Below are 23,597 nucleotides of genomic sequence, written 5' to 3'. Positions count from 1 at the left end.
CCATTCGCCGCCCGCGCGCCGCTCATCCCGAGGCGCGCGACCGGTCCTCTGCGGCAGCCGGCGTCTTGACCGACCCGGCGCCCATTGATGAGTCGAAAACCCGCTATGTTTGAAAAAATCCTCATTGCCAATCGCGGCGAGATCGCGCTTCGTATCCAGCGCGCCTGCCGTGAACTCGGCGTCAAGACGGTCGTCGTCTACTCGGAAGCCGACAAGGAAGCCAAGTACGTGAAGCTCGCCGACGAGGCGGTCTGCATCGGCCCGGCCCCGTCGAATCTGAGCTATCTGAACATGCCCGCGCTGATCAGCGCGGCCGAAGTCACCGACGCGGAAGCGATCCACCCCGGCTACGGCTTCCTGTCGGAGAACGCTGACTTCGCCGAGCGCGTCGAGCAGTCCGGCTTCACCTTCATCGGCCCGCGTCCGGAAACGATCCGCATGATGGGCGACAAGGTCACCGCCAAACAGACCATGATCAAGACCGGCGTGCCTTGCGTGCCTGGTTCGGAAGGCGCGCTGCCGGACGATCCGAAGGAGATCGTGAAGATTGCCCGCCAGATCGGCTACCCGGTCATCATCAAGGCGGCGGGCGGCGGCGGCGGCCGCGGCATGCGCGTGGTCCACACGGAAGCGGCGCTCGTCAACGCGGTCAACATGACCCGCGAGGAAGCCGGCCGCGCGTTCGGCAACCCGCAGGTCTACATGGAGAAATTCCTCGAGAACCCGCGGCACATCGAAATCCAGGTGCTGGCCGACTCGTTCAAGAACGCCGTGTGGCTCGGCGAGCGCGACTGCTCGATGCAACGCCGTCACCAGAAGGTGATCGAGGAAGCGCCGGCGCCGGGCATCGCGCGCCGTCTGATCGACCGCATCGGCGATCGTTGCGCGGATGCGTGCAAGAAAATGGGCTATCTCGGCGCGGGCACCTTCGAGTTCCTGTACGAAAACGGCGAGTTCTACTTCATCGAGATGAATACGCGCGTGCAGGTCGAGCATCCGGTGACCGAACTGATCACAGGTGTCGACATCGTGCAGGAACAGATCCGCATCGCGGCCGGCGAGAAGCTCGCGTTCCGTCAGCGCGACATCCAGTTCCGCGGCCATGCGATCGAATGCCGGATCAACGCCGAAGATCCGTTCAAGTTCACGCCGTCGCCGGGACGCCTGACGTCGTGGCATATGCCGGGCGGTCCCGGCATCCGCGTCGATTCGCACGCCTACAATGGTTATTTCGTGCCGCCGAACTATGATTCGATGATCGGCAAACTGATCGCTTACGGCGCCACGCGCGAACAGGCGATCAGCCGGATGCGCATCGCGTTGTCGGAAATGGTGGTCGAAGGCATTCAGACCAACATCCCGCTGCACCGCGAGCTGATGCTCGACGCGAAGTTCGTCGAAGGCGGCACTAGCATCCACTACCTCGAAAACCGGCTGGCCGCGCGTCAGCAGGTCGCGGAAGAAGCGTAAGTCATGAGCTATCGGGAACTGGTCGCCGAACTGGCGCGCGAGCACGCGGAGGAGTTGTCCGACGCGCTGCTCGAGCTGGGCGCGCTGTCCGTGTCGGTTGAAGATGCCGACGCCGACACGCCCGACGAGCAGCCGCTGTTCGGCGAGCCCGGTCTCACGCCGGATCGCACGGCGTGGCAGCATTCGCGCGTGATTGCGCTGCTCGCGCCGGAGCACGATCCGGCCGTGCTGCTGACCGCCGCGGCCAACGAAATCGGACTCGATTCCGCGCCGGCCTATACCGTGCGCGAGGTCGAGGAGCAGGACTGGGTGCGGCTCACGCAGTCGCAGTTCGATCCGATCCAGATCGGCGAGCGCATCTGGGTCGTGCCGTCGTGGCACGATGCGCCGGACCCCGACGCGCTCGTGCTCGAACTCGATCCTGGCCTCGCGTTCGGCACCGGCAGCCACCCCACCACGCGTCTGTGCATGGAGTGGATCGAGCAGTCGATCAAGCCCGGCCAGTCCGTGCTCGACTACGGCTGCGGCTCCGGCATTCTTGCGATTCTCGCGAAGAAGTGCGGCGCCGATCCGGTGATCGGCATCGACATCGATCCGCAGGCGGTCGAATCGGCGCGTCACAATAGCGAGCGCAATCACGCCGAAGTCACCTATGGCCTGCCCGATGCCTGCCCGGCCGGCGAATTCGACGTGGTGGTCGCGAACATTCTGTCGAATCCGCTGAAGCTGATGGCGTCGATGCTGTCGTCGAAAGTGAAGCCGGGCGGTCGCATCGCGCTGTCGGGCATCCTTGCGCGCCAGGCCGACGAAGTCGCGCAGGTCTACGCTCGCTGGATCGATATCAGCGTGTGGCGCGAACATGAAGGTTGGGTGTGCCTCGCCGGAACGCGCCGCGAAAGCAATTAGAATAAGGCGTATTGTCAACCTAACGGCCTCTGGCTCAACGGCTCGATATGCACCTGGCGACGCGTTGCCCCTTCTGCGAAACTGTTTTCCGTCTGCAACCGGCGCAGCTTGCTCAGCGCCGCGGCCTCGTGCGGTGCGGGCATTGTCAGGAAGTCTTCGACGCGTCGAGCAGTCTGTTCGACGTCTCGGAAGGCGGCGATTTTTCCACGGCCAAACCGGTTGCCGCCGCGGCGGCGATCGAAGCGCTGTCGGGAGTGCGGCAACCAGGTCCGGACTTTGGTCGTGACGCATGGGCCCCGGGAGCATCGGCTCCGGAACGGGACTCCACCAGCATTTCACGCAGCACGCTCGACTCCCGTTTGCGCGACCACGCGAGCAGCGTGCCGCTCGCGCCGCTGCCGCTTGGCGGCACCGAGCACGCAACCGTCAAGTCGGGCACGCCGCGCCAGGCCACCGAACCTGAACTGCGCGCTGGCGCTTTCTCGGCGCCGCTACCCGCGGACGATGAGCCGACGCTGGCCGACGCGCCGCTCGAACCGTTCGCCTATCCCGCCGACGACACGGTCGATGAACCGCCTGTCGCCCCGCCCACTGCACCTGCTGCCCCACCGCGAGTCGAAGACGAAGCGCCGCGCGTCTGGCGCAAGGTCGAACGCCCCGAACCGTCCACGCTCGACGAACCCGCGCGGCGCGAGCCAGCAGGCCTGCATGACATGCGCGACAACGAACCGCATTTCGGTGCGGCCGGCTTAGGTGCGGCCGGCTTCGGCGCGGCCGGCTTCGGCGCGAGCGCGGCCGCAGGCGCTTCTGGCGCCGGCGGCCCCGGCGGCCCGCGCCCGCCGGGAGGTCCGGCGCCCACCCCATCGAGCGGCGAGCCGTTCTCGGTCAATCCGCCGATCAGCGCTGGCGACGATCCGTTCCCGGTCATGCGCGAAACCCGCCCGGTGGACGCCGGGCGCGTCGGCTGGATCGTCGCCGGCGTGGTGCTCGCCGCGCTGCTCGTCATTGCGCTGCTCGCGCAACTCGCGTGGTGGCAGCGCGAGACCATCATGGTCAACGTGCCGCGCTCGCAGATCCTGTATGCGCAGGCCTGCGCGCATCTCGGCTGTCAGCTGACGCCGCCGCACGACATCGAAGGCTTGCTGGTCGAGCCCTCCGATCTGCGGCAGATCGACGGCCCGCACAAGCTCGAGCTGAAGATGCCGCTGCACAACCGCCTGAACATCGCGCTCGCCTATCCCGCGATCGAACTCACGCTGCTCGACGATCAGAACAACGTCGCCGTGCGACGCGTGCTATGGCCGCAGGATTACGTGCCACCCGGCACCGTGATCGCGGCCGGCCTGCCCGCGCATGCGACGCAGACGATGATCGTGCACCTCGACACCGGCACCGCGATCGCCTCCAATTTTCGCGTACAGATTTTTTATCCGTAACGCACCCTCGCGCGCCCGCTCCCGAGCGGGCGCATCATTGTCGTCACTGACGCCCTTTTCGGAGCACAACACATGAGTCAAGTCACGCTGGGTGGCAACCCGATCGAAGTAAGCGGCACGTTCCCGTCGGTCGGCCAGCAGGCCGCCCCGTTCTCGCTGGTCGGCCGCGACCTGAAGCCGCTGACGCTCGCCGACTTCGCCGGCAAGCGCAAGGTGCTCAACATCGTCCCGAGTCTCGACACGCCGACCTGCGCGACGTCGACGCGCAAATTCAACGAAGCCGCCGCGAAGCTCAGCAACACGGCCGTGATCGTGGTGTCGGGCGACCTGCCGTTCGCGGCGTCGCGCTTCTGCACGACCGAGGGCATCGAGAACGTGGTGACCGCGTCGACGTTCCGCGGCCACGAGTTCGCGCAGGCGTACGGCGTCGACGTGACGAGCGGTCCGCTGACCGGCCTGACCGCGCGCGCGGTCGTCGTGCTCGACGAGAACGACAAGGTTCTGCACGCCGAGCTGGTCGGCGAGATCAAGAACGAGCCGAACTACGACGCAGCGCTCGCCGCGCTGAAGTAAGCCCTCTCGCGCGCGAACGACGGCGCCGCGCCTCGCGCGGCGCCGTCGGCGCGGCGCGTCTGTCTTCCCATCCCACCGTTTTCATACAGGAACGCTCGCCTTGGCTACGCTCATCTGCGGCTCGCTCGCGTACGACAACATCATGACCTTCGAAGGCCGCTTTCGGGAGCACATCCTGCCGGAGCAGGTCCACATCCTGAATGTAAGCTTTCTCGTGCCGACCATGCGTCGCGAGTTCGGCGGCTGCGCGGGCAACATTGCGTATGCGCTGAATCTGCTCGGCGGCGACGCGCGCATCATGGGCGCGATCGGCGCCGTCGACGCGCAGCTCTATCTCGACCGGCTCGCAGAGCTCGGCCTGTCGACGGAAAACGTGCTCGTCGTACCCGACACCTACTCGGCGCAGGCGATGATCACGACCGACCTCGAGAACAACCAGATCACCGCGTTCCATCCGGGCGCGATGATGCAGTCGCATCAGAACCGCGCCGACGAGGTGAAGGGCCTGACGCTCGGCATCGTTGCGCCGGACGGCTATGACGGCATGGTTCAACACTCCGAGCAGCTGGCCGCCGCAGGCGTGCCGTTCATCTTCGATCCGGGCCAAGGCTTGCCGCTGTTCGACAGCGAGACGCTGCGGCGCGTCATTGAACTTGCTACCTATGTCGCGGTCAACGATTACGAAGCCGCGCTGGTGAGCAACAAGACCGGCTGGTCGATCGAGCAGATCGCCAGCAAGGTCGATGCGCTGATCATCACGCTCGGCGAGAAGGGTGCTCAGATCCATCACGGCGGCGGTATCGAGGAGATTCCGGCGGTCACGGCCAGGCAGGTGCTCGATCCCACCGGTTGCGGCGACGCGTTTCGCGGCGGCTTGCTCTACGGTATCGAGAAGGGCCTCGGTTGGGCCACCACCGGCCGTCTCGCCAGCCTGATGGGCGCACTGAAGATCGAGCATCAAGGCCCGCAAAACTACGCGCCCAGCCGGGCGGAAATCAACGAGCGGTTCAAGCAGGCCTTCGGATACGACCTGCACTGATATCGCGTGCTATGGGAGTTTGGGAATGAGAACCTCGAGTCGCCTGATCGTCGCCACCGTGATCGCCGGTTCGCTGGCCATGTCGGGATGTGCGGTCAACAGCAGCTCTCCCGACGTTTTCACCGCTTCGCAGGCGCAGCGCGAACAGACGGTTCGCATGGCCACGGTGGAGAGCGTACGCGCGGTGCGCATCAGCACGAACGAAGGTCAGCCGATCGGCATCGGCGCACTCGGCGGCGCTGCGCTCGGCGCGCTCGCTGGCACTGCGTTCGGCGGCGGACGTGGCCAGGTCGCGACGGGTATCGTCGGCGGCATCGGCGGTGCGGTCGCGGGCAATGCGATCGAAAACCGTGTGGCGATGCGCGACGGCATTGAAATCACCGTGCGGCTCGACAACGGCGACATGCGCGCCATCACCCAAACTGCCACCGGCGAAATCTTCCGCGCCGGCGATCGCGTGAGGCTGCTGTCGAGCGGCGGCGTCACGCGCGTCACGCACTAAGCGCAGTTCCCCCTCCCGCGCGGCCGCGCGTAGTTCAGCGTCGCGACGACGACATCACACGCATGAGCCCTCACGGGTCCATGCGTGTTTTTCTTTCGGGTGACGGCAAAAAAAAACCCGCCACCGGCACACCGGTAACGGGACATTGACCGGGTGGCGCTCGCAACAGCTCGAGCACGACCCGGTCATCCGACACATCGTGCGATGTGTCGACGTACTGCTACAGCTACCGCTTACGGACGGCTGCCCGTCGGGAACGGCCATGCCGCTGCCGGGTTCAGCGCGGTCTTCACCGTCGCCGCCGGTGCGCTCGAGACAGCAGGCGCAGCAGCGGGAGCAGGCGCGGCCTTCTTGGCGACAGCCTTCTTCGCAGGTGCAGCCTTCTTCGCAGGCGCAGCGGCCTTCTTCGCGGCAGCCTTCTTGGCAGGTGCAGCTTTCTTGGCTGCAGCCTTTTTCGCAGGCGCGGCCTTCTTGGCAGCGGTCTTCTTCGCCGCGGCCTTCTTCGCCGGTGCTGCCTTCTTCGCTGCGGCCTTCTTCGCCGGTGCCGCCTTCTTCGCTGCGACCTTCTTTGCTGCGACCTTCTTCACCGCGGCTTTCTTCGCCGGTGCTGCCTTCTTCGCCGCGACCTTCTTGGCTGCGACCTTCTTCGCCGCGACCTTCTTCACTGCGGCTTTCTTCGCCGGTGCTGCCTTCTTTGCCGCGACCTTCTTCGCTGCGACCTTCTTCACTGCGACCTTCTTCGCGGCGACCTTCTTGGCCGGAGCAGCCTTCTTAGCCGGAGCAGCCTTCTTGGCTGCGGTCTTCTTTGCTGCGGTCTTCTTGGCCGCGGCTTTCTTTGCAGTTGCCATCATTTTCTCCTTCAGGTTTTCAGATGAGGTCAGTTCAAACTACACCCTTCGTCAAAACCCGCTTCCCGCGGACGCTTCTCAGGGCGCGCGCTACGAAGCGGGCTATTCATCGGCGTACGCAGGTGCAACGCGCTTACGCTAATGAATGCGGTAAGGCGCGCCGTGCCCCAAGGCACCGCGCGCCAAATCTGGTCGGCGTCGCGAGGCGACGCCGGCAATTGCTTGATCGGGCCGCCGGCAACGACGCCAGCGGCTTTTTCCGGGGGGAAGTTTGCCCATCCCACTGAAGGGTCCGCAAAGTGCCTGTCATGTTTGTGGGCCGTCAAGGCACCGGGCACGCTTTGCATCAGGCCGTTCTGCTCCTAACCCGGGGCGCCGCGGCCACAGGCGGCGGCATCCCCATCAATGAAACCATCCGCGACGCGAATCCCGGCTCACTCCCAGGAAAGCGCACCGCCAGTCTGATATTCGATCACTCGCGTCTCGAAGAAATTGCGTTCTTTCTTCAGGTCGATCATCTCGCTCATCCACGGGAACGGGTTTTCCTCGTTCGGGTACAGCGGATCGAGACCGATCTGCTGGCAACGGCGGTTGCAGATGAAGCGCAGATAGCTCTTGAACATCGACGCGTTGAGGCCGAGCACGCCGCGCGGCATCGTGTCTTCGGCGTAGCGGTATTCGAGCTCGACCGCCTGCTGGAAGATCGCGCGAATTTCGGCGCGGAACTCAGCCGTCCACAGGTGCGGGTTTTCGAGTTTGATCTGGTTGATCAGGTCGATGCCGAAGTTGCAGTGCATCGACTCATCGCGCAGGATGTACTGGTACTGCTCCGCCGCGCCGGTCATCTTGTTCTGGCGGCCGAGCGCCAGGATTTGCGTAAAGCCGACGTAGAAGAACAGGCCTTCCATCACACAGGCGAACACGATCAGCGAGCGCAGCAGCGTCTGGTCTGCTTCGAGCGTACCGGTCTTGAAGGCCGGGTCGGTCAGCACGTGGATGTACGGAATCAGGAATTCGTCTTTCGCGCGGATCGACGGGACCTCGTGATACGCGTTGAAAATTTCGCCCTCGTCGAGACCGAGCGACTCGACGATGTACTGGTAAGCGTGCGTGTGGATCGCCTCTTCGAACGCCTGGCGCAGCAGGAACTGGCGGCATTCGGGCGCCGTGATGTGGCGGTAGGTGCCCAGCACGATGTTGTTGGCGGCGAGCGAGTCGGCCGTCACGAAGAAGCCCAGGTTGCGCTTGACGATGCGGCGCTCGTCTTCGGTCAGCCCGTTCGGGTCTTTCCACAGGGCGATGTCGCGCGACATGTTCACTTCCTGCGGCATCCAGTGGTTGGCGCAACCCGCCAGATACTTTTCCCAGGCCCACTTGTACTTGAACGGCACCAGCTGGTTGACGTCAGTCTGGCCGTTGATGATGCGCTTGTCGGCGACATTGACGCGGGCTTCGGAAGCGGCCGCCGCGTTGGCAGCATGAGCGACGGGAGCGACAGCGATGTCGTTCGCGAAGACTTCTTGAGCGGAGGGAGCATGAGGAGCGGAACGCGTTCCGATTTGCGAACCCACAACCGACCCCGCAGCGTTGCGCAACACGTTCGGTTGCGTCGCGCTCGAGGGAGTTACGGCAGTGATCTCGTCATCCCAGTTGAGCATAAATGTCACCATCAATTTAGAACGGTTTGTACCATCTTTTCACGAGCGATAAAAGAGCTCACTCGCGAAAATTCCTGTTTTCGATTCGCGTTGCTACGTTCATACAACACTTTGTTCGACATGCTGCGTGTGACTCATGCAGTCACGCATCGAGTGACGCGTGATGATCGCGTGTTGAACATGTGTTGCCGAGGTCCTTCGCGAGCTCGAAGAGCAACGTTTCGACACGACGTTTCGTTGCTCTATCTATATGTATTGCGCAGCGCGTTCGCGGCATCCGCCGACTGATCGATGGACCGGTCGATGCCGCGCGAATCGCTCATCGCGAGAGTCGGCGGTGAGCCGCGTCGAGCGTGTTGCGTCAGCGTTGGCGGTTGAGGTGCGATGCCATGTCGAGCGATCGTCTGGTGTTGCCAACTGCTGTGTTGCTTCGCTGCATCGACGAGCGGTGAGACTTCGATACTGCTCACCGCTCATCGACCTGCTTCTACTTCATCAACGGGGCGCGTCGCTCGCCGCCTGCGGGTCATCACCTACGACCCTCGTGTGCAGTTAGCAAGCATCGCTCCCGCTGCTTGCCTCTCGTTACTGGCAAGCCTCGCACTCGTCGAAGCCAGGATCGCCCGGACGCATCATGCAGACCGGACCATCCGCTTCGGGTGCCGCTTCGACTGCGACCGCGGCAGTCGCTGTCGCTGCCTGGAAGCCGCCGCTCACGCCACCCGCCGCGCCGCCCACGCCGAAGCCGCCTGCCGCGCCGCCTGCGCCACCCGAGCCGTCATGACCCGAGCTCACCGCGTTAAGCGCGCCGTGCGCGACCGTCGACTTCTCGACGTGCGTCGCCGCCATCGTGCGCAGGTAGTAGGTGGTCTTCAGACCGCGCAGCCATGCGAGCTTGTAGATCTCGTCGAGCTTCTTGCCCGATGCGCCCGCCATGTAAATGTTCAGCGACTGCGCCTGGTCGATCCACTTCTGACGACGCGAGGCCGACTCGACGAGCCACACCGGATCGACTTCGAACGCGGTCGCGTAGATCGCGCGCAGGTCGGCCGGGATGCGGTCGATGCGCGACAGCGTGCCGTCGAAGTACTTCAGGTCGGCGACCATCACTTCGTCCCACAGACCGCGCGCTTTCAGGTCGCGCACCAGGTAGTCGTTGACCACCGTGAACTCGCCCGACAGGTTCGACTTCACGTACAGGTTCTGATAGGTCGGCTCGATGCACGCCGACACGCCGATGATGTTCGAGATCGTCGCGGTCGGCGCGATCGCCACGCAGTTCGAGTTGCGCATGCCGTGGGTCGCGATGCGCGAGCGCAGCGCCGGCCAGTCCATCGACTCGCTCGAATCGACCTCGACATAACCGCCGCGCGCTTGCTCGAGCAGCGCCACCGAGTCTTGCGGGAGGATGCCGCGATCCCACAGCGAGCCGCGGTAGCTCGAGTAGCGGCCGCGCTCTTCGGCGAGCTCGGTCGAAGCGTAGTACGCGTAGTAGCAGACCGCTTCCATCGAGCGATCGGCGAACTCGACCGCTTCCTGCGACGCGTACGGCGTGCGCAGCACGTGCAGGCAGTCCTGGAAGCCCATGATGCCGAGGCCGACCGGACGGTGCTTCAGGTTCGAGTTACGCGCCTTGGCGACCGCGTAGTAGTTGATGTCGATCACGTTGTCGAGCATGCGCATCGCGACGCTGACCGTGCGCTTGAGCTTGTCGTGGTCGAGCGCCACCGTGCCGTCGGCCTGCTCCTTCAGGTGCGCGACGAGGTTCACCGAGCCGAGGTTACAGACGGCGATTTCGGCGTCGCTGGTGTTCAGCGTGATTTCCGTGCACAGGTTCGACGAGTGGACGACGCCGACGTGCTGCTGCGGCGAGCGCACGTTGCACGGGTCCTTGAACGTGATCCACGGATGGCCGGTTTCGAACAGCATGCCGAGCATCTTGCGCCACAGTTGCGCCGCCGGAAGCTTCTTGAACAGCTTGATCTCGCCGCGCGCGACCTTGTCTTCGTAAGCCGTGTAAGCCGCTTCGAATTCGGCGCCGAACTTGTCGTGCAGATCCGGGCAGGTGGACGGCGAGAACAGCGTCCAGTCGCCGCCTTCCATCACGCGCTTCATGAACAGGTCGGGAATCCAGTTCGCGGTGTTCATGTCGTGCGTGCGACGACGGTCGTCGCCGGTGTTCTTGCGCAGCTCGAGGAACTCCTCGATGTCGAGGTGCCACGACTCGAGATACGCGCACACCGCGCCCTTGCGCTTGCCGCCCTGGTTCACCGCGACCGCCGTGTCGTTGACGACCTTCAGGAACGGCACCACGCCCTGCGACTTGCCGTTGGTGCCCTTGATGTGCGAGCCGAGCGCGCGCACACGCGTCCAGTCGTTGCCGAGACCGCCGGCGAACTTCGACAGCAGCGCGTTTTCCTTGAGCGCTTCGTAGATGCCGTCGAGGTCGTCGTCGACCGTGGTCAGGTAGCACGACGACAGCTGCGAGCGGCGCGTGCCCGAGTTGAACAGCGTCGGCGTCGAGCTCATGAAGTCGAAGCTCGACAGCACGTTATAGAACTCGATAGCGCGCGCTTCGCGGTCGATCTCGTTCAGCGACAGACCCATCGCGACACGCATAAAGAATGCCTGCGGCATCTCGATGCGCACGTTGTCGTGATGCAGGAAGTAGCGGTCGTAGAGCGTCTGCAGACCGAGGTAGCCGAACTGCAGGTCGCGGTTCGCGTCGAGCGCGGCGCCTAGACGCTTCAGGTCGAACTGCAGCAGCTTGTCGTCGAGCAGTTCCGCTTGCACGCCGCGCTTGATGAACTGCGGGAAGTACTCGGCGTAGCGCTCGCCCATTTCGGCTTGCGTGACTTCCTCTTCGAGGATCTCGCGGCGGATCGTGTGCAGCAGGATGCGCGCGGTGACCTGGCTGTAAGCCGGGTCCTTTTCGATCATCGTGCGGGCAGCGAGGATGGCCGAGTCGTACACCTGGCTCATCGGCACGCCGTCGTACAGGTTCTTCACCGTTTCCGCGACGATCGGCTCGGCGCTCACCGCGTCGCCGAGGTTCGCGCAGGCGGACTCGATGATGCCACGCAGCGCGGCCATGTCCAGCGGACGCGTGATGCCGTTGTCGGTCACGTTCAGGCCCGGCGTGCTCGCGGCATCTGCATGGTCGTCATGCGCGCGCGCCTGGTTGCGCTTCTCGCGATACAGCACGTAAGCACGCGCGACGTTGTGCTCACCGCCGCGCATCAGCGCGAGTTCGACCTGATCCTGAATGTCTTCGATATGGAACGTGCCGCCGTTCGGACGGCTGCGCAGCAGCGCGCGCACCACGTTCTGCGTGAGTTGCTCGACCAGTTCGCGCACCCGTGCCGACGCCGCGCCCTGACCACCGTTGACGGCGAGGAACGCCTTCGTCACGGCGATCGCGATTTTCGACGGCTCGAACGACACCACGGTGCCATTGCGGCGGATCACCTTGTAGTCGGCGTAGCTCGCTTGCGGCGCGAGCGACTGTGCGCCTTGAGTCTGGCCGAAAGCCTGGCCAGTCGGTGAGCCCTCGTACCGGGTCGTCACGTTGTCGGTGGTTTGCATGTGCAAAGCTCCTGGTCTTGGAAATGGCGGCGGGTGCCGCGGATTAAATCGAACGCCGCGCCGTCGCGTGCGCGAGCGATGAGGTGCAGGAAGGCCGGCTACGCCGGTTGGCGGGATGCAACTGCGAGGAAGCCTGGTTCGATTTGATGACGGTCTTCATCGGGTCGGTCGCGATCACTGGCTGGTCCTTTCCTGAATGCTTCTGGATGCGGCCGGAGATCCCCCAACGGCTGCGCCCCAGGAATTTTTTTCGCTGTCTGGAATGCTTGCGGCGCCGTGCTCGGGGAGCGGGGCGCCGCAGACTTATCCACTCTTATTCACTCGGTTATGCACATGGTTATTCACAGCACAACACAAGATATAGTGCGAAACTCAGTTGTCGGCACCAAGTATAGTGGAGATTCGAGACAGGTCAAACCGTTTTATTTGCGCTCGAAGTCTTGACTTTTGCGTCGCGCGACGCGCATAAGCTCCCCGGAGAAGCAGGCTGCGCTTCGTTCTCTGCGGATCACGCAAGATCGTGCGAAGGGGGATTACCGCGTTTCGGAAAACTTGAGATAGGGGAAATACCGACCGTCGAGCAACGTGTCGCGTTGCAGCCGCGGCCACTCGAAATGTGGACCGGGATCGGTCTTGCGACCGGGCGCGATGTCGGAGTGTCCAGCAAGCGCGTCGATCGGATAGCGCGCCTTCAGTGCGCTCACCAGCGCGGCGAGCGTGCGGTATTGCGCCGCTTCGAAGGCGGTGGTGTCGCTGCCTTCGAGCTCGATGCCGATCGAGAAATCATTGCAGCGCTCGCGGCCGAAAAAATTCGACGGTCCCGCGTGCCACGCGCGCTCATTGCACGACACGAACTGCTCGAGCGCGCCGTCGCGATGAATCACGAAATGCGCGGACACACGCACGCCGCGCAGATGCGAGTCGTAGTACGGGTGAGCGTCGCAGTCGAGCGTGTTCTGGAACAGCTCGGCAATCGCGGTGCCGCCGAACTCGTTCGGCGGCAGGCTGATGTTGTGAACGACGATCAGCGTCGGCACCGCGCCTTGCGGCCGCGCTTCGAAGTTCGGCGAGGGGAGCTTGCGTGCGGCGGGAACCCAGCCGTCGGTATCGACGGTGAAGACGTCGCTCATCGGGCGTCGCGGCCGCTCGGACGCGCGCCGTGACGCTGCGCGTGCGCGGCGCAACAGAACGCCTGCCCCGCGACGCTGACCGAGTCGCTCTTCGGTGCGTGCACGCCGCACTCGACGCAGCGAATCATCGGTTCGGCAAGCTGCGGCTGTTGTCCATCCGAAGAACGCGCGCCGCCGTTCGCGGCGCCGGCACCGTTGGCGCCGCGCGCGCCGGTGCGTTGCGCGTCGTGGCGGCGCAGTGCCTTCACGAGCCACTGTCCGACGATGAACAGCAGAATCAGCAAAAAGATTTGTCGCATGGGGACGCTCACACTACAGGCCGGTGCAACAGCACCTCTAAAACGAAACGGCTGCCGACGTACGCGAGCAACAGCGCGACGAACGAGGCCAGCACCCAGCGCAATGCCGCACGGCCGCGCCAGCCGGACACCTTGCGCGCCGTCAGCAGCGCGCCGAACATCACCCACGAAAGAATCGCGAACACAGTTTTGTGATCGAGCCGCAACGCGCGGTCGAGCAGTTGCTCGCTAAACAGGATGCCCGACAGCAGCGTCAGCGTAAGCAGCACGAAGCCGGCGCCGATCAGCCGGAACAGCAGCTTCTCGAGTGTGAGTAGCGGCGGCAGGGTGTCGAGCCAGCTCGACCACCAGCCGTTGCCCGACGCCGCGTGTCGCTGCGCGAGAGCGCCGCGCATCGAATGCAAACGCCGCTCGACCGCCAGCATCAGCACCGCGTGCAGCGCGGCGATCGCGAACAGACCGTACGCGATGTTCGCGATCAGGAAGTGCAGCTTGAACATCGGCGCGGCCGCATACGGCAGCACGCGCGCGCCACCGAACGCAAGCGGCAGCAGCGATGCGACGCACGCGAGCGGCAACACCAGCAGGCGCAGTCCGTCGAGCGGGAAGAAGAAGCTTTCGATCCAGTAGATGCCGGCGCCGAGCCAGAACATCGCCGACAGCGCGAACGCGAAGCCGAACACCATCGCGTTCTGCGGGAAGATCGTGGTATGCAGCAGTACGCCGTGAGCGAGCAGCGCGACGAATAACAGCGCGCGCCCGGGCGCGCTCATGCCGGAGGCCACCAGAGCGCCCGCGTGGACGGATTGATCGGGCAGCGGCGGCACGCTCTCGAGCAGCGGACGCACGGCCGCGTGCCGGTGCGAGCGCCAGCCGGCCACGGCAAGACCGCCGTAGAGAAGCGCGGTGAGGGCATACAGTACAATATCCATATTCGAAGTTTACACTAGGGCCCTTCCCCGCGACGCCTTCTGCTTCGCGCGCTGCGCGGGCCCCACCGTTCATCGCTCCCCATGCTCGACAATCTGACTCAACGGATGGCGCGCGTCGTCAAGACGCTGCGCGGCGAAGCCCGGCTCACCGAGGCGAACACCCAGGAAATGCTGCGCGAGGTGCGTCTCGCACTGCTCGAGGCCGACGTGGCGCTGCCCGTCGTGCGCGAGTTCATCGCGAAGGTCAAGGAGAAGGCGCTCGGCGAGGAAGTGATCGCCAGCCTGTCGCCGGGTCAGGCGCTCGTCGGCGTGGTGCAGCGCGAGCTGACCGCGGTGATCGGCGGCGATTACGAGGGCAAGGCCTCCGAACTGAATCTCGCCGTCACGCCGCCTGCGATCATCCTGATGGCGGGTCTGCAGGGTGCCGGTAAAACGACCACGGTCGGCAAGCTCGCGAAGCTGCTGCGCGAGAAGTACAAGAAGAAGGTGCTGACGGTTTCGTGCGACGTCTATCGTCCCGCCGCTATCGCGCAGCTGAAAACGGTGACTGAGCAGGTCGGTGCGGACTTCTTCCCGTCGGAGCCGAACCAGAAGCCGGTCGACATCGCGCGCGCCGCGGTCGACTGGGCCAAGCGCCACTATCACGACGTGCTGCTCGTCGACACGGCCGGCCGTCTCGGTATCGACGAAGCGATGATGCAGGAAATCGCCGCGCTGCACGCCGAGCTGAAGCCGGCGGAAACGCTGTTCGTCGTCGACGCGATGCTCGGTCAGGACGCGGTCAACACCGCGAAGGCGTTCAGCGACGCGCTGCCGCTCACCGGCGTCGTGCTCACCAAGCTCGACGGTGATTCGCGCGGCGGCGCGGCGCTGTCCGTGCGTCACGTGACGGGCAAGCCGGTCAAGTTCGTGGGCGTCGCCGAAAAGCTCGACGGCCTCGAAGTATTCCACCCCGACCGCATGGCGAGCCGGATTCTCGGCATGGGCGATATTCTCGCGCTCGTCGAGGAAGCGCAGCGCGGCGTCGACGTGCAGGCCGCGCAGAAGCTCGCCGACAAGGTCAAGAAAGGCGGCGACTTCGACCTCAACGATTTCCGCGCGCAGCTCTCGCAAATGAAGGGCATGGGCGGCTTGTCGTCGCTGATGGATAAGCTGCCCGCGCAGTTCCAGCAGGCCGCCGCCGGCGCCGACATGAGCCAGGCCGAGAAGCAGATGCGCCGCATGGAAGGCATCATCAACTCGATGACGCCGGCCGAGCGCGCCAAACCCGAACTGATCAAGGCGACCCGCAAGCGCCGCATCGCCGCGGGCGCGGGCGTGCAGGTGCAGGAAGTCAACCGCATGCTGAACCAGTACGAACAGATGCGCACGATGATGAAGAAGCTCAAGGGCGGCAACCTGCAGAAGATGATGCGCGGCATGAAGGGCATGATGCCCGGCATGCGCTAAGCTTGATGGGACCGGCGCGCGCTCGCGCCGATGCGCGGCGTGGCTGACTTCGGCATCGTGCGGGTTTATTCTGTAGCGCATCGCGTCGTCCCTCGCGGGAACGTCCCTCGGGATGTTGCCACTCACACTATGTATACAGTTATCGGCCGTCAGACGTCATGAACCGCGAAGAAGCCCTGCAGATTTTTCAACATTCCGAAGAGATCGTTTCGGCCTCGGACGTCACTGCGTCAATCGCCCGCATGGCGGCCGCCATCCGCGACGAGATGAGCGAGGACTTCCCGCTCGTGCTGTCGGTAATGGGCGGCGCCGCGGTGTTCACCGGCATGCTGCTGCCGCACCTCGATTTCCCGCTCGAGTTCGACTACATCCATCTGACGCGCTACCGCAATACGACGAAGGGCAGCAACGAGATGCAATGGCGCGTCGCGCCGGCCGAGTCGGTCAAGGATCGCGTGGTGCTCGTGCTCGACGACATCCTCGACGAAGGCGAGACGATGGCCGCGATCCGCGACCGCATTCTCGCGATGGGCGCGAAGCGCTTCCTGTCCGCGGTGCTGTGCGAGAAGATCATTCCGAAGGCGAAGCCGCTGCGCCCCGATTACTGCGGCTTCGAAGTGCCGGACCGGTACGTGTTCGGCTGCGGGATGGATGCGAAGGGCTACTGGCGCAATCTGCCGACCATTCGGGCGTTGACCGAGGGGGCGTGAGCGGCGCATCCGCGTACCGGCAAAAAAAAAGCAGCCTGTCCGGCTGCTTTTTTTATGGCTGCGACGGTGGCGGCTCGCGCACCGGCTCCCGCTTTACAGCTTGTGCACGAAAGAGCGGATCCCGCCGAGCATCATCTCGACTGAAATCGCGACGAGCACCAGCCCCATCAGCCGCTCGAACGCCGCCATCATCCGTTCACCGAGCCACGCCTGAATGCGCTCGGCGAGCATCAGCACGATCGCGCAGATGATCATCGTGACGGTCAGCGCGCCGACCCACTCGAACGTCTGGCCCGGCGCCTGCGAGGTCAGCAGCATGACGGTCGCCAACGCCGACGGACCCGCGAGCGCCGGAATCGCGAGCGGCACGATCAGCGGCTCGCCGCCGCGCGCGTCGCCGCCGAATGGACCGTCCGGATGCGGAAACACCATGCGCAGCGCAATCAGAAACAGCACGATGCCGCCGCCGATCCGCAGCGACTGGTCACTCAGGCTCATCATGCGCAGAAAGCTCTGCCCGAGCACCATGAACACCAACAGGATCGCAAACGCGATCGCGACCTCGCGCAGGATCACCACCGTGCGGCGCTCCGGCGACACCCCACGCAGACAGCTAATGAAGATCGGGATGTTGCCGAGCGGATCGGTGATCAGGATCAGCAGCACCGTCGCGGACAGGAAGGTGTACTCCACTGCCCGCCCCGCTTAGTTCGCGAGCGCCGCGCGCACTTTGTCGATCACGGTCTGCGCGGCGTCCGCGACCGGCAGCAGCGTCGCTTCGGCGTCGCGACGGCCCTGATACTCGATCTTGCCGTCCTTCAGCCCGCGGTCGCCGATCACCAGCCGATGCGGCACGCCGATCAGTTCCCAGTCGGCGAACATCACGCCCGGACGCTCGCCGCGATCGTCGAGGATCACGTCGATGCCGGCCGCGACGAGTTCCGCGTACAGCTTGTCGGCCTGCTCGCGTACCGCGTCGCTGCGGTCGTAGCCCATCGGGCACAGCACGACTTCGAACGGCGCGATCGACTCCGGCCAGATGATGCCTTTGTCGTCGAAATTCTGTTCGATCGCGGCGCCGAGAATACGTGTGACGCCGATACCGTAGCAGCCCATTTCCATCGGCCGCGGCTTGCCGGTTTCGTCGAGACAGGTCGCGTTCATCGCTTCGGAGTACTTCGTGCCGAGCTGGAACACGTGGCCCACTTCGATGCCGCGGCAGATGTCGAGCACGCCCTTGCCGTCCGGCGACGGATCGCCCTTCTTCACGTTGCGGATGTCGGCGACGACCGGCTCCGGCAGGTCGCGGCCCCAGTTCACGCCGGTGGTGTGATAGTCGACCTCGTTCGAGCCGACCACGAAGTCGCTCATGTTCGCGACCGTGCTGTCCGCGATCACCTTGACCGGCTTCTTCGTGTTGATCGGACCGAGATAACCCGGCGGCGTGCCGAACGTCTCGATGATCTCGGCTTCGGTCGCCATGCGGAAGTCGGCGAGGCCGGCCAGCTTGCCGACCTTGATCTCGTTCAGGTCGTGGTCGCCGCGCAGCATCAGCAGCCAGATGGTCGGCTCGGCGCCTTCGTTTTCGGTGGCGAGAATGACCGACTTGATCGTCCGCTCGAGCGGAATGTTCAGCAGTTCGGCGACCGCCTCGCACTTCGCCTTGCCGGGCGTCGCGGTCTTTTTCATGTCCTCGGCCGGCGCGGCGCGTTGCGCGATCAGCGGCAGCGCGTCGGCGGCCTCGACGTTCGCGGCGAAATCGGAACTCGGGCAATAGGCGATCGCGTCTTCGCCGGTGTCGGCGATCACGTGGAACTCATGCGAGCCGCTGCCGCCGATCGAGCCGTTGTCCGCCGCGACCGCGCGGAACTCGAGGCCGAGGCGCGTGAAGATGCGCACGTACGCGTCGTACATCTTGCGATACGACTCGCGCAGACCTTCCGCGTCCTTGTCGAACGAGTACGCGTCTTTCATGATGAATTCGCGGCCGCGCATCACGCCGAAACGCGGACGGATCTCATCGCGGAACTTCGTCTGGATCTGATAGAAGTTGACCGGCAGCTGGCGATAGCTCTTGATCTGGTTGCGCGCGATGTCGGTCACGACTTCCTCGTGCGTCGGGCCCATCACGAAATCGGCCTGCTTGCGGTCCTTGAAGCGCAACAGCTCGGGACCATACTTCTCCCAGCGGCCCGATTCCTGCCACAGTTCGGCCGGCTGCACGGCCGGCATCAACAGCTCGATGGCGCCTGCCCGGTTCATTTCCTCGCGCACGATCGCTTCTACCTTGCGGATCGAACGCAGGCCGACCGGCAGGTAGTTGTAGATACCGCCCGCGACGCGGCGGATCATGCCCGCGCGCACCATGAGCTTGTGGCTGATGATTTCGGCGTCGGCGGGCGCTTCTTTGAGCGTGCCGATAAAGAAACGGGAAGCTTTCATTCAAGGTGTCCAAAAGCGGCGGCTTCCGGTGGGACCGCCAGAAAAGGTGAAAACATGGGGAAAATCGACACAGATCAGCGGCGAAGCCAGCGGGGTTCGCCCGACTGGCGGCGCCCTGCCGCCGTGCGGCGCCGAAACCGCCGCGCAAAGCCTCTCGCAAGGGATCGGGCACGGAAAACCGACAGGCTACCGCAAACACGGGCTGTTGCGGCGAATCGCGGCAATCTCATGCGATTCGGTGCGTAGGGTCCGTTATCTGTTTATAATCAAAGCAATTTTAAAGGATTCGAAGGTGGTTGTATGCTGGATCGTGAAGGCTTTCGCCCGAACGTCGGCATCATCCTCTTGAACGCGCACAACGAGGTGTTTTGGGGCAAACGGCTCCGTGAACATTCCTGGCAGTTTCCGCAAGGGGGCATCAAATATGGCGAGACCCCCGTGCAAGCGATGTATCGGGAGTTACACGAAGAGACCGGACTGCTTCCTGAGCACGTCAAGGTGATCGGTCGCACGCGCGACTGGTTGCGTTACGAGGTGCCTGACAAGTTCATCAAGCGCGAAGTACGCGGTCATTACCGCGGCCAGAAACAAATCTGGTTTTTGCTCCGGATGGTAGGACGCGACTGCGACATCTGTCTGCGCGCCACCGACCACCCTGAGTTCGATGCGTGGCGTTGGAACGAGTATTGGGTACCGCTCGACTGTGTGATCGAGTTCAAGCGGGATGTGTATCAGTTGGCGCTGACGGAGTTGTCCCGTTTCATGCGCCGGCCTGCGCCGCGTGCGGAAAAACCTGGCGGGCATCATGGGTCGCGTTATCCTCGGATAGCGTCGTCGATGCAAAGCCCGCCGGATTCCGCGGTAAGCACGGTGGTCACCACCGTCACTACCGTAAGTTCGGTCGGTGTCGAAACTTCGACGCGCCTGCTGGTCGTGCCGGATTGCGGCCCCGGCTCACCGGATGCAAACATTGCACCGGAGCATGAGCAGGAAACGGCCGAAGCCCACGAGGTCGGCGCCCCGTCAGTCCGACGAGGGGTGCGCGATTAACCATTGCAAGGCGGCGGCTCACGCCGCCTCTCTCTGGCGCGGCCTTCGGGCCGCGTCCGTCTTTCGAGGGAATCAGATTGAAAGCATTTGCACTCGCCGTGGCATGCGTCGCCACCGGCGCCCTGCTGGCAGGCTGTTCGAGCGCCGGCAAACCGACCAATAAAGACGACAGCGAGTTCGTCTATCTGCTGGATCGTAAGAGCAACTGGGTTGAAAACAAGGTCGACACGTTGCCGCCGCTGCCCACCGACACGAACCTGCTGCCGTTCGAGGTCTCCGGCAATACGCCGCTGCAATTCGCGATCGACCCGAAATCGGTCAGCGTCGGCGACGACGGTGTCGTGCGTTACACGGTGGTCGTCACGAGCCCGGGCGGCGCGCGCAACGTCAATTACGAGGGCATCCGCTGCGATACGTATGAATGGCGTCAGTACGCGGGCCTCAACGCCGATCACGACGGCTGGGACACGACGGTCGCGAATCAGTTTTCGCGCATCGAAAACGGTGCGCTGAACGCGTACCAGGCCGCGCTGTATCAGGACTATATGTGCGCGAACAAGATTCCGACCGGCAACGCGCAGCGCATCGTCGAGAACATTCGTTACAAGCGCACGCAGACGTCGCAGATTCATTGAGGCCGTTTGTGCGGCACACCTGATTCAGGCGTCGTTGCCTACACATGACCACAAAAAGCCGTTCCAGCCTGCGCTGGAACGGCTTTTTTGTCGGCGCTTTGTGCGCTCGCATCCTGAAAGATCAAATCAGCACGAGATTGTCGCGGTGAATCAGCTCGGGCTCCAGCATATAGCCCAGTACCGACTCGATTTCGCCGCTCGGACGCCGCTGGATCAGCTTGGTTTCCGCGCTGCTGTAGTTCGTCAAACCACGTGCGACTTCACGGCCCGACGCGCTCAGACACGCGATCACCTCGCCGCGCGCGAAAGCGCCCTGCACGCCGACGATGCCGATCGGCAGCAGGCTCTTGCCGCCGGCGGTCAATTTTTCGACCGCGCCGTCATCGATCACGACGTGGCCGCGCACCTGCAGGTGATCGGCCATCCATTGCTTGCGCGCCGCCATGCGCGCGGTGCGGGCGATCAGCTGCGTGCCGATCGCCTCGCCGGCCGCTAGTCTCAGCAGCACGTCCGCTTCGCGCCCACTCGCGATCACCGTATTTGCGCCGCTATGGGCGGCGCGCTTCGCGGCAAGGATTTTGGTCAGCATGCCGCCGCGGCCGAGGCTCGAGCCCGCGCCGCCCGCCATCGCTTCCAGATCGGGCGCGCCGGCGTCGGCTTGCTGGACGAGCGTCGCGTTCGGGTTCTTACGCGGATCGGCGGTGAAGAGGCCTTGCTGGTCCGTCAGAATGATCAGCGCGTCGCCCTCGATCAGATTGGCGACCAGCGCGCCGAGCGTGTCGTTGTCGCCGAACTTGATTTCGTCGGTGACGACCGTGTCGTTCTCGTTGATGATCGGTACGACACCGAGCCGCAGCAGCGTGAGCAGCGTGGAGCGCGCATTCAGATAGCGCTCGCGGTCGGCGAGGTCGGCGTGAGTGAGCAGGATCTGCGCAGTCTGGATGGAATGCTCGGCAAAGCGGCTTTCGTACACTTGCGCGAGGCCCATCTGGCCGACCGCCGCGGCCGCCTGCAATTCATCGATTTCACGCGGCCGCTTGGTCCAGCCGAGCCGCTGCATGCCCTCGGCGATCGCGCCCGAACTGACCAGCACGACTTCCTTGCCCTGCGCGCGCAGTGCGGCAATTTGCGCGGCCCAGCGGCCGATGGCCGCATGATCGAGGCCGCGTCCGTCGTTCGTGACGAGGCTCGAACCGACTTTGACGACCAATCGCCGTGAATCTGCGATGACGGAACGCATTGTGCGCTGTCTCCCAAGATGACGCGTGATGCATGCCGACACCCGCCGCAGGCGCCGGCGCTCGAGTTGTTATTCCTGCGGATCGGTGCCGGCTTCGCGGGTCGCGGCCGGTACTTGCGTCCCCTCTCGGAAACGCACGTCGGAGGCGAGATCTTCGGCTTCGGCCGCGCGTTGTGCGTCCGAGTGTTCGGCTAGGTAGTCGAACACCGCATAGCAAAGATTTTCACAGCCCTGGCCGGTCAGCGCCGAGATCTCGAACACCGGACCGTCCCAGCCGAAACCTTCGAGGAAAGCCGCCACGCGCGCTTCGCGATCGTCCTCAGGCACCATGTCCAGCTTGTTCAGCACGAGCCAGCGCGGCTTCTGGTAGAGCTCTTCGTCGTACTTGCGCAGTTCGTTGACGATCGCCTTCGCTTCCGCGACCGGATCGATCGATTCATCGAACGGTGCGATGTCGACGATATGCAGCAGCAGCCCGGTACGTTGCAGGTGACGCAGGAATTGATGGCCTAGGCCGGCGCCTTCCGCCGCGCCTTCGATCAGCCCCGGAATGTCCGCAATCACAAAGCTGCGGCTCGGCCCGACGCGCACGACGCCGAGGTTCGGCGCGAGTGTGGTGAACGGGTAATCGGCAATTTTTGGCTTCGCGTTAGACACCGACGAGATGAACGTCGACTTGCCTGCATTGGGCATGCCGAGCAGACCGACGTCGGCCAACACTTTCAGTTCGAGGCGGACCATGCGGCGCTCGCCCGGCTTGCCGTCGGTCTTTTGACGCGGCGCGCGGTTCGTGCTGGACTTGAAATGGAGGTTGCCGAGACCGCCGGCGCCGCCTTGCGCGATTTGCACGCTCTGGTTGTGCTCGGTCAGATCGGCGATCAGCTCGCCGGTTTCCATGTCCGTGATGGTAGTGCCAACCGGCATGCGCAGCGTGATGTCGTCGCCGCCCTTGCCATAGCAATCTGAACCACGGCCGTTTTCGCCGTTGCGCGCCAGATGTTTTTTCGCGTAGCGGTAGTCGATCAGCGTGTTGATGTTGCGGTCAGCAACCGCGATCACGCTGCCGCCCCGGCCGCCGTCACCGCCATCGGGACCGCCGAACGGAACGAACTTCTCGCGGCGCATCGACGCGCTGCCATCCCCTCCGTCGCCGGCGATGACTTCAATCCTCGCTTCGTCAATGAACTTCATGCGTTACTCCGTCCCGTGGTGTACTGCCCGATTCGATGCAAGGGCGTTACTGATTGGATACTTGCTATTTTGCCGCGCGCGCCGCGCGTTGATCAATCGACCGAACGGCATAGTCGCCGGTGATGAACTGCCGGCTGCGCGGCTTCGGCGCCACACGAAAGAGACGCCGCAATAAAAAAGGCCCCGCGAACTTCGCGGGGCCTTTTCCGGTCCTGAAGCCCGTGCCTGATTAAACTCAGGCTGCCGGGACGACGGAAACGGTATGCTTCTTCGCCGCGCCCTTCGTCGAGAACTGGACGTGGCCGTCCTTCAGCGCGAACAGGGTGTGATCCTTGCCCATGCCGACGTTCTCGCCAGCGTGCATGCGCGTACCGCGCTGACGCACGATGATGCCACCAGCGTTGATAGCCTGGCCGCCGTAAACCTTAACGCCGAGGCGCTTCGATTCGGAGTCGCGGCCGTTCCGGGACGATCCGCCTGCCTTTTTGTGTGCCATTTGATT

Annotated in this window: 22 protein-coding genes; 10 read left to right on the top strand and 12 right to left on the bottom strand. The window is 64.3% G+C overall.

What is annotated here, in order from left to right; genetic code table 11:
• Positions 1–105: 105 nt before the first annotated feature.
• The 6 genes from accC (at position 106) to AB3X86_RS13380 (ending at position 5,926) form a co-directional block, all read left to right on the top strand.
• On the top strand, positions 106–1,470 hold the full coding sequence (gene accC, locus AB3X86_RS13405) for an acetyl-CoA carboxylase biotin carboxylase subunit (RefSeq protein ID WP_013090569.1): 1,365 nt from the start codon (positions 106–108) through the stop codon (positions 1,468–1,470).
• 3 nt (positions 1,471–1,473) lie between these two features.
• The gene (prmA, locus tag AB3X86_RS13400; RefSeq protein ID WP_368592445.1) at positions 1,474–2,376 is read left to right on the top strand and encodes a 50S ribosomal protein L11 methyltransferase; all 903 of its coding nucleotides are present in this window, start codon (positions 1,474–1,476) and stop codon (positions 2,374–2,376) included.
• Positions 2,377–2,423: 47 nt separating this feature from the next.
• Positions 2,424–3,812: a zinc-ribbon and DUF3426 domain-containing protein gene (locus tag AB3X86_RS13395; RefSeq protein WP_368596361.1), complete on the top strand. Its 1,389-nt coding sequence runs from the start codon at positions 2,424–2,426 to the stop codon at positions 3,810–3,812.
• A 72-nt stretch (positions 3,813–3,884) separates the two neighbouring features.
• Complete coding sequence (gene tpx / locus AB3X86_RS13390) at positions 3,885–4,385, top strand: thiol peroxidase (protein ID WP_368596360.1); 501 nt, start codon at positions 3,885–3,887, stop codon at positions 4,383–4,385.
• A 100-nt stretch (positions 4,386–4,485) separates the two neighbouring features.
• Positions 4,486–5,424 (top strand): carbohydrate kinase family protein, encoded by a 939-nt coding sequence (locus tag AB3X86_RS13385; protein ID WP_368596359.1) that lies wholly within the window; start codon positions 4,486–4,488, stop codon positions 5,422–5,424.
• A 25-nt stretch (positions 5,425–5,449) separates the two neighbouring features.
• Entirely contained in the window at positions 5,450–5,926 is a 477-nt protein-coding gene (locus AB3X86_RS13380; RefSeq protein WP_176105013.1) for a glycine zipper 2TM domain-containing protein, read from the top strand.
• Positions 5,927–6,159: 233 nt separating this feature from the next.
• On the opposite strand, the gene AB3X86_RS13375 is transcribed toward AB3X86_RS13380, so the two are convergent.
• The 7 genes from AB3X86_RS13375 to AB3X86_RS13345 all read right to left on the bottom strand — a co-directional run bounded on the left by AB3X86_RS13375 (position 6,160) and on the right by AB3X86_RS13345 (position 14,378).
• A complete protein-coding gene (locus AB3X86_RS13375) occupies positions 6,160–6,774 on the bottom strand; it encodes a histone H1-like DNA-binding protein (RefSeq protein WP_368596670.1) in 615 nt (204 codons plus the stop codon).
• Positions 6,775–6,803: 29 nt separating this feature from the next.
• A complete protein-coding gene (locus AB3X86_RS13370; RefSeq protein WP_176380933.1) occupies positions 6,804–7,121 on the bottom strand; it encodes a hypothetical protein in 318 nt (105 codons plus the stop codon).
• Between the two features lie 87 nt (positions 7,122–7,208).
• A complete protein-coding gene (locus AB3X86_RS13365) occupies positions 7,209–8,432 on the bottom strand; it encodes a ribonucleotide-diphosphate reductase subunit beta (RefSeq protein WP_176105010.1) in 1,224 nt (407 codons plus the stop codon).
• Positions 8,433–9,017: 585 nt separating this feature from the next.
• A complete protein-coding gene (locus AB3X86_RS13360; protein ID WP_368596358.1) occupies positions 9,018–12,017 on the bottom strand; it encodes a ribonucleoside-diphosphate reductase subunit alpha in 3,000 nt (999 codons plus the stop codon).
• A 533-nt stretch (positions 12,018–12,550) separates the two neighbouring features.
• Entirely contained in the window at positions 12,551–13,147 is a 597-nt protein-coding gene (gene ampD, locus AB3X86_RS13355; RefSeq protein ID WP_368596357.1) for a 1,6-anhydro-N-acetylmuramyl-L-alanine amidase AmpD, read from the bottom strand.
• A complete protein-coding gene (locus tag AB3X86_RS13350) occupies positions 13,144–13,446 on the bottom strand; it encodes a PP0621 family protein (RefSeq protein ID WP_368596356.1) in 303 nt (100 codons plus the stop codon). The genes ampD and AB3X86_RS13350 overlap by 4 nt, the downstream gene beginning before the upstream one ends.
• A gap of 8 nt (positions 13,447–13,454) precedes the next feature.
• Positions 13,455–14,378: an inner membrane protein YpjD gene (locus tag AB3X86_RS13345; protein WP_368596355.1), complete on the bottom strand. Its 924-nt coding sequence runs from the start codon at positions 14,376–14,378 to the stop codon at positions 13,455–13,457.
• Between the two features lie 81 nt (positions 14,379–14,459).
• On the opposite strand from AB3X86_RS13345, the gene ffh reads away from it, so the two are divergent.
• Positions 14,460–15,827, top strand: coding sequence for a signal recognition particle protein (gene ffh / locus AB3X86_RS13340; protein WP_176105005.1), 1,368 nt, complete (start codon positions 14,460–14,462; stop codon positions 15,825–15,827).
• 158 nt (positions 15,828–15,985) lie between these two features.
• Complete coding sequence (locus AB3X86_RS13335) at positions 15,986–16,537, top strand: hypoxanthine-guanine phosphoribosyltransferase (protein ID WP_018437636.1); 552 nt, start codon at positions 15,986–15,988, stop codon at positions 16,535–16,537.
• A gap of 93 nt (positions 16,538–16,630) precedes the next feature.
• Here AB3X86_RS13335 and AB3X86_RS13330 read toward each other — a convergent pair whose 3' ends face one another.
• Together AB3X86_RS13330 and AB3X86_RS13325 are read right to left on the bottom strand one after the other, a co-directional pair.
• On the bottom strand, positions 16,631–17,230 hold the full coding sequence (locus AB3X86_RS13330) for a MarC family protein (RefSeq protein ID WP_368596354.1): 600 nt from the start codon (positions 17,228–17,230) through the stop codon (positions 16,631–16,633).
• Positions 17,231–17,242: 12 nt separating this feature from the next.
• Positions 17,243–18,979 (bottom strand): proline--tRNA ligase, encoded by a 1,737-nt coding sequence (locus AB3X86_RS13325; protein WP_368596353.1) that lies wholly within the window; start codon positions 18,977–18,979, stop codon positions 17,243–17,245.
• A 300-nt stretch (positions 18,980–19,279) separates the two neighbouring features.
• Between AB3X86_RS13325 and AB3X86_RS13320 the strand changes: the two genes are divergently transcribed.
• Together AB3X86_RS13320 and AB3X86_RS13315 are read left to right on the top strand one after the other, a co-directional pair.
• Entirely contained in the window at positions 19,280–20,029 is a 750-nt protein-coding gene (locus AB3X86_RS13320; RefSeq protein ID WP_368596352.1) for an RNA pyrophosphohydrolase, read from the top strand.
• 77 nt (positions 20,030–20,106) lie between these two features.
• Complete coding sequence (locus AB3X86_RS13315; protein ID WP_176105000.1) at positions 20,107–20,664, top strand: CNP1-like family protein; 558 nt, start codon at positions 20,107–20,109, stop codon at positions 20,662–20,664.
• 121 nt (positions 20,665–20,785) lie between these two features.
• On the opposite strand, the gene proB is transcribed toward AB3X86_RS13315, so the two are convergent.
• The 3 genes from proB to rpmA all read right to left on the bottom strand — a co-directional run bounded on the left by proB (position 20,786) and on the right by rpmA (position 23,591).
• The gene (gene proB, locus AB3X86_RS13310) at positions 20,786–21,904 is read right to left on the bottom strand and encodes a glutamate 5-kinase (protein ID WP_176121902.1); all 1,119 of its coding nucleotides are present in this window, start codon (positions 21,902–21,904) and stop codon (positions 20,786–20,788) included.
• Positions 21,905–21,973: 69 nt separating this feature from the next.
• Positions 21,974–23,095, bottom strand: a complete 1,122-nt coding sequence (gene cgtA / locus AB3X86_RS13305; RefSeq protein WP_176104998.1) for an Obg family GTPase CgtA — start codon at positions 23,093–23,095, stop codon at positions 21,974–21,976.
• 235 nt (positions 23,096–23,330) lie between these two features.
• Positions 23,331–23,591, bottom strand: coding sequence for a 50S ribosomal protein L27 (gene rpmA, locus AB3X86_RS13300; RefSeq protein ID WP_008923994.1), 261 nt, complete (start codon positions 23,589–23,591; stop codon positions 23,331–23,333).
• Positions 23,592–23,597 lie beyond the last annotated feature (6 nt).

Origin of the sequence: Paraburkholderia sp. BR14374 (assembly GCF_040948685.1) — a bacterium.
GTDB classification, from domain to species: Bacteria; Pseudomonadota; Gammaproteobacteria; order Burkholderiales; family Burkholderiaceae; genus Paraburkholderia; species Paraburkholderia youngii.
This window is presented reverse-complemented; position numbering and strand designations above follow the sequence as displayed.